This window comes from Rathayibacter sp. AY1G1 (assembly GCF_002932095.1).
Taxonomy (GTDB): Bacteria; Actinomycetota; Actinomycetes; order Actinomycetales; family Microbacteriaceae; genus Rathayibacter.
The window spans coordinates 47,216-61,861 of sequence record NZ_PSUZ01000010.1 but is presented as its reverse complement, the minus strand read 5'-3'; the positions used below and the strand labels follow the sequence as shown (position 1 = coordinate 61,861).

Genomic DNA, 14,646 nt, shown 5'->3' with positions numbered 1-14,646 from the left:
GGTCATTCGAGGTTCGCGTGGCGCGGCCAGAGCTCGTCGGCGCTGTCGCCGCGGCGCTGCCAGAGCGCGTGGAACAGGGCGTCGCCGGTGAGCACGACGACCTGCTCGAAGAGCCCGCCGGAGTACTGCGCCGAGGCGGCCCCGGAGCGGTCGAGCTTGTCGGCGGCGGGCACGACCACCACGGCGGAGGCGAGCCCGGCCAGCGGGGAGTCGGCGGCGGTCGTGATCGCCGCGACCCGCGCTCCGGCGTCGACGGCGGCCTGCGCGGCGCGGACGATGCCCCCGGTGGTGCCGGAGCCGCTCGCGGTGAGCAGCACGTCGCCGCTGCGGATCGCCGGGGTCGTCACGTCGCCGACCACGTGCACGACGAGTCCGAGGTGCATGAGGCGCATGGCGGTCATCCGCAGGGCGAGGCCGGAGCGGCCGGCACCGTGGATGAAGACGCGATCGGCGCCGGCGAGCAGCTCGAGGACGGGCTCGAGGCGGTCGGTCGTCAGCGAGGCGGTCGCGGCGGACACCTCGGCGGCGATCACGGCGAGCGCCTCTGCGGGGTCGGTGGTGCGGTCGTCAGCGGGCATGGATCCACAGTGCGCCCGGCGACCGGATCCGCGCGCCACCTGATCGAGGAGGTCCGCCTACCCGATCGGGTGGGCGATGCCGCTCGCGGGTAGGACGGGTAGGTTCGGAGGATGGATCCCGCCGAGTCCCCCGCCTCCCGCACCCTGCTGCAGCAGCACGCCCGCACGGTGGCCGAGCAGGCCGACCGGCACGCGGTGGCGCTGGAGTCGGTGCTCGCCGCCCTGCGCGCCGAGCGCCTCGACGACCGTGCGGCCCGCACCGTCGCGATCGACATCGCCGCGAACGCCCTGGTCGAGCTGCGCACCGCCTCGGACGAGCAGCGCAGCGCGATGCTGGAACCCGTCGTGGGCGCGTTCGCGCGGCTCCGGAGCGACCTGCGTCCGCTCGTGCGCTTCGGCGACCTCGACGTGCAGTTCGTCGAGCCGCCCGCCACCGGGCGCGCCCTCCCCGGCGAAGTGGCGCACGGGGCCCGCGCGATCGTGCGGAGCGCCGTGCTGGCGTTCGTGGAGTCGGAGCAGACGCGCCGGGTGCGGATCCAGTGGGACTGCGACGGGCTCAACCTGCTCATCGAGATCCGCGACGACGGCCGGGGCGAGCTGACGACCCGCGACGACGCCCTGCGCCCGATCGCCGAGCGCGTGCGCGGGCTCGACGGGGAGCTCTCGGTCGCGTCGACCGCGGGCTGGGGGTCGACCCTGTCGATCCGCCTCCCCCTCGATCCGCCGGCGCAGCCCGACGGGCTCGACCTCGCCGAGCTCAGCGCCCGCGAGCGGGAGGTGCTGAACCTGATCACGCTCGGCGCCTCGAACCAGCGGATCGCGGACGACCTCGGCATCAGCGGCAACACCGTGAAGTTCCACGTGTCGAACCTGCTGCGCAAGGCCGGGGCCCGCACCCGGGCGGAGCTGGCGGCGCTGGCGCGCTGATCGATCCGGGTGCCCCGTCCTGGCAGAGCCGCCCTCGCAGTGCCGCCCCCGGACGCACGGACGGGCCGCGGCGGCCGCCGAGGGTCTCCCCCTCCTGCGGCGCCGCGGCCCGTCCGGCCGATCAGCGCGCCCCGATCACTCGCTCCGGAGCAGCCCGAAGCGGAATCGGCCGGAGCCGTCGAGCGTGTCGTCGATGCCCGAGATCGTGGAGGAGGCGATGACGGTCTCCGTGCCCTCGAGGAGCGGCACGGTGATCGCCTTCTCCGCCGCGAGGCGCTGCGCCTCCTCGATCGCCGCGGTGCGCTCGTCGCCGGGCGCCAGGCTCCGCTCGCGCAGCACGACCTCGTTGTAGGCGTCGTCCTTCACGGCGGCGCCGAGGATGGAGGGGGCCTCGTCGGTGCCGTAGAGCAGGTTCAGGTAGTTGTCCGAGTCCGGGTAGTCCGCGAACCAGCCCTGCTGGTAGAGCGGGTAGGACGTCGACTTCTCCTTCACGTACTGCGTCCACTCCGTCGACTGCAGGTCGACCGTGAACAGCCCGCTGCGCTCGAGCTGGTTCTTGATGAGCGCGTACTCGTCCGAGGTGCTGGAGCCGTAGTGGTCGGTGTTGTACTGCAGCTTGAGATCGACGGGACAGGTGATCCCGGCGGCCTGGAGCGCGGCGGCGGCCTCGTCCGCGCTGGGACCGCCGCTCCCGTCGCCGAAGGCCTGCTCGTACGCCGGCGTCGATCCGGTCAGGGCGCTGGGGACGATCGAGTAGACCGGCGCGTAGGTGCCCTTGTAGACCTGGTCCGACAGCTCGTCGCGGTCGATCAGGTCGGCGACGGCGGTGCGGACGGCGAGCGCCTTGTCGGCGTCGGCCTCGGGGGTCGCGGAGCCGTAGGGCATGGTCTCGGGGTTGAAGACGAGGAAGCGCATCTCGGCGCCGGGACCGGAGTGCACCGTCAGGCCCTCCTCGCCGCGGAGGTCCTCGGTGTCGGTCGCGTTCAGCGTGCGGTAGGCGACCGCGATCTCGCCGCGCTGGATGTCGAGCTTGAGGTTGCTCTCGTCCGCGTAGTAGCGGATGATCATGGACTCGTTGGCGGCGGCGCCGAGGAGGCCGTCATAGGAGTCGCTGCGGGTGAGCTGCACGAGCGAGTTCAGCGTGTAGCTCGTGATGGAGTACTGCCCGCTGAAGGCGTCGCCGGCGACGATGTCGTCGTCGGTGGTGAGGGAGTCGGCCGAGAAGACGTCCTCGTCGACGATCGCGGCGGCGGGGCTGGTGAGGATCTGGGGCCAGAGGGCGTTGTCCGGGGTGGCCAGCGTGAAGACGACGGTGGAGTCGTCCTCCGCCTCGACCGAGACCATGTCGGAGAGCAGCGACGAGGGGCCGTTCGGAGCGGTGATCGCCACCTGGCTCTCGAAGGTGAAGACCACGTCCGAGGCGGTGAGCGGATTGCCGTTGGCGAAGGCGGCGTCCTCGCGCAGGGCGACGCGGTAGTGGGTGGGGTCGGTGAACTCGGCCGAGGCCGCGAGGTCCGGCACGGGATCCGTCGATCCGGGGGCGGAGGTCAGCAGCCAGGAGAAGACCTGGTTCTGCAGCGTTGCCGAGCCGAGATCCCAGGAGCCGGCGGGATCCAGGGCGGTGACCTTGTCCGTGGTCCCCAGGAGGATCCCGGGGGCGCCTGGGCGCCGGTGGTGCCCGGCGAGCAGGCGGTGAGGGCGACCGGCGTCGTGCCGTCGCGGTTCCGGCTACTCGAGCAGCTTGCCCGCGGTGGCGACCTCGCCGCTGATCAGCGCCTGGATCTCCTCCGGCACCGCGGGGATCTCCTCGCGGGTGATCCCCGTGGAGGGCGACCATACGAGGTTCACCTGGAGGGCCGGGTCGATGTCCGGGTAGTCGCTGCGGTTGTGGCAGCCGCGGCTCTCCCGGCGCTCGAGGGCGGCCTCGAGGGTGGCCCGCGCGGCCATCGCGGCCGACTTGAGGTCGAAGGCGTGGGCGAGGTCCTGGAAGCCGGCGATGTCCGGGTGCACGCCGATGTCGGCGATGCGCGCCTCGATCGCGTCCAGCTCGGCGAGCCCGGCGAGCAGGCCCTCCTCGTCGCGGACGACTCCGGCGTGCTCGGTCATCGTGTTGCGGATCGCGCGCTGCAGGGCGCGGACGTTCTCGGTGCCGTCGGCCGCGAGCAGGCCGGCGATCTCGTCGCGGGCGACCTGGACGGACGCGGCCGAGCGCGTCTGGGCGGTCAGTGAGGCGGAGTACTCCGCCGCCGCCTGACCGACGATGCGGCCGAACACCAGCAGCTCGATCAGCGAGTTGCCGCCGAGGCGGTTGGCGCCGTGCAGTCCACTGGAGGCCTCTCCGATCGCGTAGAGCCCGGGGACGTCGGTGCTGTGGTCGTCCGAGCGCACCCAGACCCCGCCCATCGAGTAGTGCGCCGTGGGCGCGATCTCGATCGGGTCCTTCGTGATGTCGAGCATCTGCAGCTCGAGCATCGTCTGGTACACCCGCGGCAGCCGGGTCATGATCGTCTCGCGCGGCAGGTGCGAGACGTCGAGCCAGACCCCGCCGTTCGGCGTGCCGCGACCCTCCTTGATCTCGGTGTAGCAGGCGAGGGCGACGCGGTCGCGGGTCGAGAGCTCGAGGCGCTCGGCGTCGTACTTGCCCATGAAGCGCTCGCCGAGGCCGTTGCGGAGGATGCCGCCCTCGCCGCGCGCGGCCTCGGAGATCAGCGTGCCCGCCGCGTTCTCGGGCTCGATGATGCCCGACGGGTGGAACTGGACGAGCTCGGGGTCGCGCAGGCGGCCGCCGGCCTCGACGGCCAGGCGGAACGAGTCGCCCGTGTTCTCGTCGCGGCGGGAGGAGGTGCGGCGCCAGATGCGGTTGTGCCCGCCCGCGGCGAGGATCACCGCATCCGCGTGGATCAGGTAGCGGGTGCCATCGACGAGGTCGAAGCCGTAGGCGCCGAACACTGCTCCGTCCTCGTTGACGAGGATGCGCGTGACGTACACGGTGTCCAGGATCGGGATCTCGAGCTGGGCGGCCCGGTTGACGAGCGTGCGCTGGATCTCGAGGCCGGTGTAGTCGCCCGCGAAGGCGGTCCGGCGGTAGGTGTGCGCGCCGAAGAAGCGCTGCGAGATGCGGCCGTCGTCCTCGCGGGCGAACGGCATGCCGTAGCGCTCGAGGTCCTGGATGCCGCGGGCGGCGTTGGAGGTGACGATCTCGACCGTGTGCGGGTTGGCGAGCTGGTAGGACTCGGTGATGGTGTCGGCCGCGTGCTGCTGCCAGCTGTCGTCGGGGTCCATCGTGGCGAGGGCGGCGTTGATGCCGCCGGCGGCGAGGGAGGTGTGCGCGTCCGACTTCGAGCGCTTGCCGAGCGCGAGGACGTCCACGCCCGCCTCGGCGAGCTCGATCGCGGCGCGCAGGCCCGATCCGCCGGTGCCGATGACGAGGACGGAGGTGGAGATCCGACGCTCCGGTGCGGTGGTCTCTGAAGTGGTCATGCCTCCACGCTAGGCACGGCGCTTCGATTACTCCAATGCATAATGCTGGGCACAGCCATGCGCATAGGGTATGCATGTGGATCTCGAGCAGCTCACCGGATTCGTCGAGGTCGCCCGCCTCGGCAGCTTCACCCGCGCCGCCGAGGAGCTGCATCTCGCGCAGCCCTCGCTGAGCCGCCGGATCGCCGCGCTGGAGCAGGACCTCGGCTCCGAGCTCTTCCACCGGGCGCGTTCCGGCAGCACCCTCACACCGGCCGGGGAGCTGCTGCTGCCGCTCGCCCGGCGCATGCTCGCCGACGCCGGATCGGTGCGCCGCGAGCTGGCCGAGCTGGCCGGACTCGAGCGCGGCCGGGTGCGGTTCGGCGCGACGCCGACGCTCTGCATCAGCCTCGTCGCGGAGGTGCTGCACGCGTTCCACTCCGCGCATCCCGCCGTGGAGCTGCACCTCGCCGAGGACGGGTCGCGGAGCCTCTTCGACCGGCTGGCCCGGGGCGAGCTCGACCTGGCGCTGGTGACGACCTCGACCGCGGCCGCTCCCGGCGCCTTCACGGTGACGCCGCTGCTCGTCGAGGAGCTCGTCGTGGTCTCCTCCGCCGCGGAGCCTCCCCTCGCCGCGACCGGCGCGCTCGACCTGGCGGCGGTCGCCCGCCTCCCGCAGATCGTCTTCAACTCCAGCTACGACCTGCGCCGCACGACCGACGCCGCGTTCGCCGCCGCGGGCCTGGAGCCGGACGTGGTGCTGGAGGGCGCCGAGATGGACGCGGTGCTGCGCTTCGCCGAGCGGGGCCTCGGGGTCGCGGTCGTCCCGGCGATGGTGCTGCAGGGGCGCCCGGGGCTGCGCTCGATCCGCCTCGAGGAGCCGACGCTCGAGAAGCCCACCCTGACCCGGACGATCAGCCTCGCGCGCCCGGCGGACCTCGCGCCGACCGCCGCGGCGCGGGTCATGCAGCGCACCATCGCGGCGACCGCCCGCGCCTTCGCCGCCCAGGCCGGCGGCACGATGCGCCTGGCCGACACCCGCTGACCGAGCTGGGGTCTCGAGGCGCCGCTGCTCGACCAGCAGTACGGCGAACATGCTGATCGAGCAGCCCCGGAGGCGTATCGAGATCTCCCCCGCACGCGCAGGAGCGCCCCCGGCCCCGCAGGGCCGGGGGCGCTCCCCGGTGGTTCAGCCGTGCGCTACGAGCACGGGCGCGCCGCGTACGGAGCGCTCACCTCCGTCTCGACGGGGGCGCCGTTCATCGTGGCCGTGGCCTCGACGGTCACCGCACCGGCGGGCAGGTTCGCCTGACGGGTGGTGAAGGCGTGCGACACGGTCTTGCCGGGCGCCACCGAGGTGAACGACTTCGTGCCGGACGTCGACGTGAAGGTCACGCCGACGGGGACGTCGGAGCCGTTGCTCGCCTGGACGGTGACGATCGCCTTGCCCGCGATGCAGCGGGTCGCAGCGCTCGCCGTGATGTCGAGCGCCGGAGCAGCCTCGCCCTCGGTGAAGGCGAAGGTGTCGAGCTCGAACAGGTCGCCGGAGGGTCCGGAGTAGCTGAAGAACACGTCGTGCACTCCCGTCGCTCCGGTCAGCGCGGCGCTGACGTCGGTCCACTCACCGGTCGTCCCGTTCACCGCGACGGTGCCCGCGACGGGCCCGGTCTCGGAGTCGAGGCGGACGGTGACGGTGCCGCCGGCCTGCAGCGCCTTGGCCTTCGCGGTGAACGTCGCGGCTCCGGTGTCCCCGAAGTCGACGGCGGACAGCGCGGTCCAGTCGCCGTTGTCGAGATCCTTCAGCACGAGGTTCTGCGTCGCGCCCGCGGCGGGGGTGCCGAGCGGCGCCGTCGCGATGCCCTTGCTCCAGCCGATGGTCTCGGCCGGGAAGGTGCGGTACGGATCGAAGTCCTTCACCTGGTCGACGCCCTTGTAGTCGCCGACCACCTGCCGCACCGTGCCGTCGGCGTTGAACTGCAGCTCCTGGATGTGCGGGCTGCGGTACCCCTGGGTGGTGTCGCCGTTGATCCGCTTGTTGAGCGTCGGCGCGTGGTAGGTGAAGTAGTACTTGCCGCCCAGCTCGAAGACCGACTGGTGGTTGTTGCCGCCGGTGCCGGCTCCGAAGAAGCGGCTCTGGTTCGGGAACATCACGCCGGCGTAGTTCTCCTTGGGCCAGGACATCGGGTCGTCCGAGATCATGTAGCCGATCTCGCCGCCGCCCGGGTAGCCGGGCTCGCGGGTCTGGTTGCCGCCGAAGTCGTTGCCGCCGAAGTGGGACGAGTACGAGAGGTAGTACTTGTCCTGGCGCTTGAACACCTGGGCCGCCTCGAACGCGACGGGCGCGTCCACGACGGCGGAAGTGCCCTGGGTCGAGATCATGTCGTCGCCGAGCTCGATCACGCGGATGTTCTTCGGGTTGTTGAAGCGCTCGGCCGCGGGGAGCGCGGTCGAGGCGGGTCCGCCTCCGAAGAACAGGTAGCCCTGGCCGTCGTCGTCGACGAGCGGTGCCGGGTCGAACTTCCACGCGACCGCCTCGGCGCCCGGGGTGGACGCGTTGATGAGCGTGGAGGTGCGCTGGCTGGTCCACGGACCCACCGGCGAGTCGCCGGTGATCACGTTGCTGGAGCCGCCGCCGTTGGCGTAGTAGAGGAAGTACTTGTCGACGCCGTTCACGGTCTTCTTCGCCATGCCGGGAGCCCACGAGTTGCCGGTGTAGGGCGCGACTCCGGTGGAGCCGGCGACCTGGATCTCGCCGTGGTCGGTCCAGTTGACGAGGTCGTCCGAGGAGATCACGGTGATCTGGTTGATCTTGCCGTAGTCGATGCCCGCCGAGACGCCCGTGGCGGGGTTCGGAGCGTAGCCCTGGGTGTCGTTCGTCATGTACATGTACACGCGGCCGTTCTCGACGAAGCCGAAGCCGTCGGCGCCGAACTTCCAGCCCATGAGCGGGTTGTGGTCGCCCGGGATCTTGCCCACGACCTCGATGGTGCGCGAGGCGGGCGCGGGCGGCGCCGCTCCGACCAGCGAGACGTCGTCGAGCTTGTAGTCCATGAGGTGCGTCTCGGGCGCGGCCGAGGGAGTCGCGGTCCACGGCGTCTCGAAGAAGAGGCGCGCGGTCGCGACGCTCTGCCCGGCGGGGATGGTGAACGATCCGTTGATCGTCGCCCACTGCCCCTTCGTGGCGGTGACGCTCGCGAGGTTCGTGTAGGTGCCTCCGCCGTAGTGCATGGTGGCGAAGAACTGCTTGGTCGCGGGGCTCGCGGCGTTCTCGTACTTGATCTGCGCCTTGACCTGGTAGGTCTGGCCGGCGACGACCTTGCCGCTGAGGTCCTGCATGGCGCCCGCGCCGGTGGTCGTGCGGCCGGTGACGAGCGCTGCGGCGGTGCCGGTGCGCGCATCCGTGGTCGTCGCGATGGTGCCGGCGTCGGCGGCGTTGCCGTTGTTGACGAACCAGCTGCTGATGCCGCTCTCGAAGCCGCCGTTGACGATGAGCTCCGCCTCAGCGGCGGACGAGGTCTGGGCGGCGAAGGGGGCCACCAGGAGCGCGGTCAGCGCGGCCGTGGCCAGCAGCCTCAGCCGCAACCGCCCCTTCGGAGCGGCTTCTCGTTGTGGTGATCTCACGGATCCTCCTTGATCGTGTCGTGCAGGAGATCGTCGGCGACGGGTGCCGCTGACGCGTTCGGGGGCGGGGGCGGCCGCGCGGGCCGCCCCCGGAGTGCTCAGCCGCAGGACGCGGCCGGGTGGGGCGCTCTCACCGTGGTCGTCACCGGCTCGCCGTCGAGGGTGGCGGTCGCGGTCACGACCACCTCGGCGGCGGGGACCGAGGCCGCCCGCGTGGTGAAGGCGTGGCTCGTCGTGGCGCCGGGTGCGAGCGCGGCGACCGTCTTCGTGCCGGAGGCGCTCTCCATCCGGAGGGCGACGGGCACGTCGTCGGCGTTGGTCGCCCGCACGGTCACAACGACCTTCCCCGCGATGCAGCGGGTCGCGGCGGCGGCGGTCACATCGAGCGACGCCTCCTTCAGCGTCCCGAGGCGGGCCAGCTGGTAGCTGAGCGCGCGCTCCGGGGCGTCGATCTGGTTCTGCGTTCCCGCGGTGCCGACCGCCTGCGCCTTCGCGAGGACCGACTGGAGGTCGGACCAGGCGTCGGCCGGGTAGTCGTCGGAGCGGAGCGTCGCCGCGTGAGCGACGGCCGCGTCGAGCTGCGAGCGGTCGAGCGCCTTCCCCTCCGAGGAGAGGGTGTCGCTCAGGAGGAACTCGTCGACGTCGACGTGGCCGCCGGCGGTCTTCGTCGCGTAGCTGAACAGCCCGAGGCGGTGGCCCATGAAGTGCGTGAGCTGACCGTCGAGGGTCTGCGGGCCGACGCGACTGCCGAGCTTCGTCCAGCTCGTCCCGTCGAGGCTGTACGAGAAGGTCGTCCAGAGCTGTCCGGCCGGAGCCGAGAGCTCGAGATCGGCCTTCAGGCGCACCTGCGAGGAATCGCCGAGGGCGGCGGTGGTGCCGGGGAGGAAGGACTCCACGGCCGCCTGGTCGAACGTGGTCGCGAACGGCTGGCTGCGGTTCACGACGCCGACGGTGGTGACGCCGTCCACGCGCTTGACCGCGACGTAGGAGAAGCCGCGATTGTAGGCCGCGAGCCCGGCGACGTCGCCGTCCTTCATCCCGGAGACGTCGAACGCCGCCTCCGCCGACTGCTTCGGGGCCACGATGCGCTGGGAGAGCGTGTTGCGCGCCTCCTCCAGGTACGTCATCTCGGGCGAGCCCGAGAGGCGCGTGTGCGCGGCCGTTCCGCTGAGCACCTTCCCGTTGGTGAGGCGGAGCCAGCCCTCGCGCTCGGTCAGCGACCAGTAGCGGTTGTCGGGGGCGTGGTTCCACTGCCAGGGGAGGGCGAGGGTCGAGCCGTTCGGCTCGATCTCGGCGGCCGTCGGGCGCTCGAGGGTGGGAGCGGCGCCGACGAGCGAGACGTCGTCGAGCAGGTACTCGGTGCTCGAGGACGCCGGCTGCGGGTTGCCCCACGGCGTCTCGACGGCGAACTTCACGCTGCCGACGTTCGCGGTCTCGGGCACCGTGTAGGTCCCCGTGACCGTCGTCCACTGGCCCTGCGTGACGGCGGCGGACGCCATCGTCACGGGTCCCGCGCCGAAGTCGGCGCAGAGGTTGAAGCGGACCGACGCGGGGCCGGTCGTGTACTTCACCTTCGCGGACACGGTGTAGGTCACGCCGCGCTGCAGCTTGTTCGCGAGCACCTGGCTCGGGCCTGAGCCGTTGAGCGTGCGGGTGCCCACGCGGAGCGCGGCGGTGCCGGACGCCGGGTCGGTCGTGTCGGCCGACAGCGTCGCGCCGAACTGGCCTGCCCACGGCGCCGTCCCCGACTCCGCTCCCGGGTTCTGGAGCAGCTGCACGCCGAGCAGCGACGCGTCGTAGGAGGGCGCGGGCGGGATCGTCCACGACTCGTCCTGGTAGGCCTTCGCCGGGGCGTCGTTGTCGAAGTCGTCCGAGACGACGATGCTCTTCTGCCGCTCGAACAGCTCCTCCTCGGGGCTGAGGCGGATCGGCTTCGGGAAGCTCCCGCCCACCGGCACCGAGCCGTTCGTCCCGAACGTCGGCCAGCCGTCCTTCCACGTCGCCGGGATGAGCCCGGGGATGCGGCCGGTCGGGAAGCTGTCGCGGAAGAACATGCCGTGCCAGGCGGTCGAGCCGTCCTCCTTCGCGATCGGCACGAGGCTCCCCTGGGCGAATCCGCTGGAGTTCAGCACGCCCCTGCCCTCGTAGGGGTTGCTGCCGTCGGCGGTCGCGTAGCGGCCCAGCAGCTCGGACGAGCGGAACAGCGCCACCTGGCGGCCCTGGCCCGAGGGCCACGTGATGATGACGATGTAGTACTGCCCGTCGATGTACTGCACCTGCGCGCCCTCGAACAGGCCGCCGAGGTAGCCGGCTCCCGGGTAGTCCGAGGTGCGGAGGATGTTCGGGTACTCGGCGACGACGGTCGTCAGGTCCTCGCTCAGCTTCACGGCGCTGGTGGATCCGGAGCCGTAGAAGATGTACGGCGTGCCGCCGTCCGCGTCGTCGAAGAACAGCGACGGGTCGTGGAAGGCGCGGCCGAGGGCTGTGCGGGTCCAGGCTCCGTCCTCGATGTCGTCGGTCGAGTAGAGGTAGGAGCCGCCGAGGTTGTTGGTGTTGAAGACCGCGTAGTAGCGGCCGTCGTGGTACCGCAGCGACGAGGCCCACTGGCCGTTGCCGTAGGAGTTCTGCCCGTTGCGGAGCGAGAAGCGGTCGCCGATCTCGAGCCGGTCGAAGACGTAGTTGACGATCTCCCAGTTGACGAGGTCGTAGGACTTCATGATCGGGGCGCCCGGGCTGAGGTGCATCGTGGTGCTGATCATGTAGTAGATGTCGCGGCCCTCGTCGTTCTCGGACGCGGGCACGCGCTCGACGCTGACGTCGGGCACGTCGGCGTTCAGCAGCGGCACGGAGTAGGTGCCGTCGCCGCGGTCCGTCGACGTGTAGGAGGCCTTCGGCGACCAGGCGCCGGCCGCGGTCGCCGGAGCCGCGCCGGAAGCGAGCAGGCCCGCCGCGAGGAGGGCGCCGATCGCCGTGGAGGCGACTGCGCGCATCGGGGTCATTCGAACAGCGACAGCGTCAGGACGGAGGAGTAGTCGCCGGGGGCGACGTCGGCCTCGGTCTTCAGGGTGAGGCCCGCGGACACGGTCCAGGACCCATCCGTCGCGGTCTCCTGCGAGTCGAGCGACAGCGCGAGCAGCTCCTGGTCGAACAGGCCCACGGCGTCGGCACCCTCGTCGAGGATCGTGTCGACCGGGTCGCCCTCGGACACGAGGCCCGACTCGCCGCCGTCCACGAGGACCGGCGTCCAGCCGAGGTGGTCGGAGGAGATGTCCTCCTGGTCCGCGTCGCCGGTGAAGGCGCTCGCCGAGCCGAGGACGTACCAGCCGGCTCCGGCCGGGATCTCGTCGACGGTCCGGGTGTCCGTCACGGTCACGTCGGGCAGCTGCCCCGTGAAGGCGCGCACGGTCGGGGTGGAGCCCTCCTCGGCGAGCGTGGCGGAGGTGCCGTCGATCGACATCGAGAGGGCGCCGGGCTGCTCCAGCTCCTCGATGCTGACGTTCACGTCGACGTCGTCGGAGCCGTACTCGGTGTCGGCGGCCGCGGCCGCGGCGGCGACGCCGGACAGGAGCAGGCAGCCGGCGAGAGCTGCGCCCGAGCGGACGAGCCAGAGGGGTCGGGGGGTGCGTCGCGTGGACATGGTGTTCCTCACTCGATCGGCATCGTCGCCGATCAGGTCGAGCGCCGGACGGCGCGGAGTGGTGGCGCGGCCCGAGGCCGCGAGAGGACGGAGCGCGGCGCAGCCCGAGGGGCGTTCGGCCGCGCCTGGAGCGCAGGACGCGCGGAGAGCGGCGGACGGCTCGTGCGCGGCGGCTTCCAAAGCGTGGCCACGCGAGCTCCAGCTCTCGACCCCCTCAGCACTGAGGGGAGAAAGGCTGCCCGACACTCGTCTCTCTCGACTGCTGAGCTTTCCCTCAGCTAGTCTTGCGGGCAATGTTACCGGGAACATTCCCGATTGCAAGGACGTGTTCTCAACCGTCCGGAGCAGCGCAGCGAGGCGATCACCGCGTTCCGCCGCGGCCGGGCGGGGACGGCGGGAGGGGACGAGGATGTCCGCAGGGGCGGCGACGGCGGAGGCCGAGCAGGAGGTCGTGACGACGGAGTGCGCGGAGCGCTCGGGCGTCATCGGCGTGCTCCTGGGCGACTTCGAGCCGTTCGGCACGGAGGTGCTGCAGGGAGTGGCGACGGCGCTCCGGGGGACCCGGTTCGACCTCCTCGCCGGCAGCGGGGCGAGCCGCCGGGGCCGGGCGGGCTGGGAGCAGGAGTCCCTGCGGCGCCTCACCGAGGCGCACGTAGCGGGAGCGATCCTGGTGACTCCCTCCGGCGTGATCCCCTCGTCGGACCTGCCGCTCGTCGTCGTGGATCCGCTGACCGCGCAGACCGAGCTGCATTCGGTGGCGACCGACGACTTCGGCGGAGCGCAGCTGGCGACGAGCCACCTGATCGGGCTCGGCCATCGCCGCATCGGCTTCGTCGCGGGCCGCCCCGACCTGGAGTCGTCGCACCGGCGCGGCGCCGGCTACCAGCGGGCGCTCGCGGACGCCGGCCTCCCCTACGACCCCGCGCTCGTACGGGTCGGCTACTACCGGCACGACCCCTCCCTCGCCGCCGCCCACGAGCTGCTGCTGCTGCCCGACCGGCCGACGGCGGTCCTCGCCGCGAACGACGCCTCCGCCATCGCCGTGATCGAGGCGGCCCGGGCGCTGGGCCTCTCGGTGCCGGGGCAGCTTTCGGTCGTGGGCTACGACGACGTGCCCGACGCCTCCCGGGTGGTCCCCGCGCTCACGACGGTGAGGCAGCCGCTGCACCGCGTGGGGCGCGCGGCCGCCCGGGCGCTCCTGACGCTGATCGACGGCGGGAGCGTGGCCGAGCAGCACGTGCGGCTGCGCAACAAGCTCGTGCTCCGCGGGTCGACGGCGCCTCCCGCCGAGGGCCCGCCGTCCGGCTGACTCCTCCCCCTCCCCCAGCCGGCGGGAATACGCTCGGCGCATGAACCAGCAGCGCACTCCGGTCACGGTCACGGTCACGGGAGCGGGAGGCGCCATCGGCTACGCGCTCCTGTTCCGCATCGCCTCGGGTCAGCTCCTCGGGCCGGACGTCCCCGTCCGCCTGAACCTGCTCGAGATCCCCTCCGGCCTCCGCGCGGCCGCGGGCACGGCGCTCGAGCTGCAGGACGGCGCCTTCCCCCTCCTCCGCGGGATCGAGGCGACGGACGACCCGGCCGCGGCGTTCGACGGCGCGAGCGTCGCCCTCCTCGTGGGCGCCCGGCCGCGCAGCGCGGGCATGGAGCGCGCCGACCTGCTCGCCGCGAACGCGGGCATCTTCGGGCCCCAGGGCGCCGCGTTGAACGCGCACGCCGCCTCCGACATCCGCGTGCTGGTCGTCGGCAACCCGGCCAACACCAACGCCTGGATCTCGCGGCGCAGCGCCCCGGACATCCCCGCCGGCCGCTTCACCGCGATGACGCGCCTCGACCACAACCGGGCGGTCGCGCAGCTCGCCGCGAAGCTCGACGCCCCCGTCGACGCGATCGAGGGCGTCGCGATCTGGGGCAACCACTCCGCCTCGCAGTACCCCGACGCGACGCACGCCACCGTCGGCGGACGGCCGGTGCCCGAGCTGGTCGACGCGGAGTGGCTGCACACGGAGTTCGAGCCGCGGGTCGCCAAGCGCGGCGCCGAGATCATCGAGGTCCGCGGCGCCTCCTCGGCCGCGTCCGCCGCCTCCGCCGCGATCGATCACGTGCGCGACTGGGTCGACGGCACGTCGTGGACCTCGGCCGCCGTCGAGTCGGACGGCTCCTACGGGGTGGAGGAGGGGCTGATCTCCTCGTTCCCGGTCCGCTCCGTCGACGGCGAGTGGCGGATCATCGAGGGGCTCGAGATCGACGCGCACTCCCGCGCGCGGATCGACGAGTCCGTGCTCGAGCTGCGCGCCGAGCGCGACCAGGCGCTGGCGTTCCTCGCGTCCTGACGCGCCCCTCCCCGTCCTGTCGCCACGGGATGCCACTCCGGTGCGCCTCGCGCGACGTGTCGCGTACCGGAGCGGCATCTCGAGGAGGGGC

Annotated in this window: 10 protein-coding genes; 4 read left to right on the top strand and 6 right to left on the bottom strand. The window is 72.3% G+C overall.

Going from position 1 to position 14,646, the window contains the following annotated elements; all coding sequences use genetic code 11:
- Positions 1–2: 2 nt before the first annotated feature.
- Positions 3–578, bottom strand: a complete 576-nt coding sequence (hxlB, locus tag C5C36_RS07345) for a 6-phospho-3-hexuloisomerase (protein WP_104233664.1) — start codon at positions 576–578, stop codon at positions 3–5.
- 111 nt (positions 579–689) lie between these two features.
- Between hxlB and C5C36_RS07340 the strand changes: the two genes are divergently transcribed.
- Positions 690–1,505 (top strand): response regulator transcription factor family protein, encoded by an 816-nt coding sequence (locus C5C36_RS07340; RefSeq protein ID WP_104262329.1) that lies wholly within the window; start codon positions 690–692, stop codon positions 1,503–1,505.
- A gap of 135 nt (positions 1,506–1,640) precedes the next feature.
- Here the strand turns inward: C5C36_RS07340 and C5C36_RS07335 are convergent, their stop codons facing one another.
- Positions 1,641–3,026, bottom strand: coding sequence for an ABC transporter substrate-binding protein (locus C5C36_RS07335; protein ID WP_104262328.1), 1,386 nt, complete (start codon positions 3,024–3,026; stop codon positions 1,641–1,643).
- Positions 3,027–3,233: 207 nt separating this feature from the next.
- The gene (locus C5C36_RS07330) at positions 3,234–4,985 is read right to left on the bottom strand and encodes an L-aspartate oxidase (protein WP_104224384.1); all 1,752 of its coding nucleotides are present in this window, start codon (positions 4,983–4,985) and stop codon (positions 3,234–3,236) included.
- Positions 4,986–5,055: 70 nt separating this feature from the next.
- Between C5C36_RS07330 and C5C36_RS07325 the strand changes: the two genes are divergently transcribed.
- The gene (locus tag C5C36_RS07325) at positions 5,056–6,009 is read left to right on the top strand and encodes a LysR family transcriptional regulator (protein WP_104226031.1); all 954 of its coding nucleotides are present in this window, start codon (positions 5,056–5,058) and stop codon (positions 6,007–6,009) included.
- A 155-nt stretch (positions 6,010–6,164) separates the two neighbouring features.
- On the opposite strand, the gene C5C36_RS07320 is transcribed toward C5C36_RS07325, so the two are convergent.
- The 3 genes from C5C36_RS07320 to C5C36_RS07310 all read right to left on the bottom strand — a co-directional run bounded on the left by C5C36_RS07320 (position 6,165) and on the right by C5C36_RS07310 (position 12,222).
- Entirely contained in the window at positions 6,165–8,585 is a 2,421-nt protein-coding gene (locus tag C5C36_RS07320) for a family 43 glycosylhydrolase (protein WP_219814131.1), read from the bottom strand.
- A gap of 98 nt (positions 8,586–8,683) precedes the next feature.
- A complete protein-coding gene (locus C5C36_RS07315) occupies positions 8,684–11,575 on the bottom strand; it encodes a family 43 glycosylhydrolase (protein ID WP_258072219.1) in 2,892 nt (963 codons plus the stop codon).
- Positions 11,576–11,580: 5 nt separating this feature from the next.
- Positions 11,581–12,222 (bottom strand): hypothetical protein, encoded by a 642-nt coding sequence (locus C5C36_RS07310; protein ID WP_104233676.1) that lies wholly within the window; start codon positions 12,220–12,222, stop codon positions 11,581–11,583.
- A 409-nt stretch (positions 12,223–12,631) separates the two neighbouring features.
- On the opposite strand from C5C36_RS07310, the gene C5C36_RS07305 reads away from it, so the two are divergent.
- Together C5C36_RS07305 and C5C36_RS07300 are read left to right on the top strand one after the other, a co-directional pair.
- Entirely contained in the window at positions 12,632–13,531 is a 900-nt protein-coding gene (locus C5C36_RS07305; RefSeq protein WP_104226034.1) for a LacI family DNA-binding transcriptional regulator, read from the top strand.
- Positions 13,532–13,571: 40 nt separating this feature from the next.
- Complete coding sequence (locus C5C36_RS07300) at positions 13,572–14,555, top strand: malate dehydrogenase (RefSeq protein ID WP_104309484.1); 984 nt, start codon at positions 13,572–13,574, stop codon at positions 14,553–14,555.
- The last annotated feature ends 91 nt before the right edge of the window (positions 14,556–14,646 follow it).

Excerpts from the sequence above, each read along its gene's own strand:
- hxlB (WP_104233664.1), bottom strand. The coding sequence starts at position 578 with ATGCCCGCTGACGACCGCACCACCGACCCCGCAGAGGCGCTCGCCGTG.
- C5C36_RS07340 (WP_104262329.1), top strand. The coding sequence starts at position 690 with ATGGATCCCGCCGAGTCCCCCGCCTCCCGCACCCTGCTGCAGCAGCAC.
- C5C36_RS07330 (WP_104224384.1), bottom strand. The coding sequence starts at position 4,985 with ATGACCACTTCAGAGACCACCGCACCGGAGCGTCGGATCTCCACCTCC.
- C5C36_RS07325 (WP_104226031.1), top strand. The coding sequence starts at position 5,056 with ATGCATGTGGATCTCGAGCAGCTCACCGGATTCGTCGAGGTCGCCCGC.
- C5C36_RS07315 (WP_258072219.1), bottom strand. The coding sequence starts at position 11,575 with ATGCGCGCAGTCGCCTCCACGGCGATCGGCGCCCTCCTCGCGGCGGGC.
- C5C36_RS07310 (WP_104233676.1), bottom strand. The coding sequence starts at position 12,222 with ATGTCCACGCGACGCACCCCCCGACCCCTCTGGCTCGTCCGCTCGGGC.
- C5C36_RS07305 (WP_104226034.1), top strand. The coding sequence starts at position 12,632 with ATGTCCGCAGGGGCGGCGACGGCGGAGGCCGAGCAGGAGGTCGTGACG.
- C5C36_RS07300 (WP_104309484.1), top strand. The coding sequence starts at position 13,572 with ATGAACCAGCAGCGCACTCCGGTCACGGTCACGGTCACGGGAGCGGGA.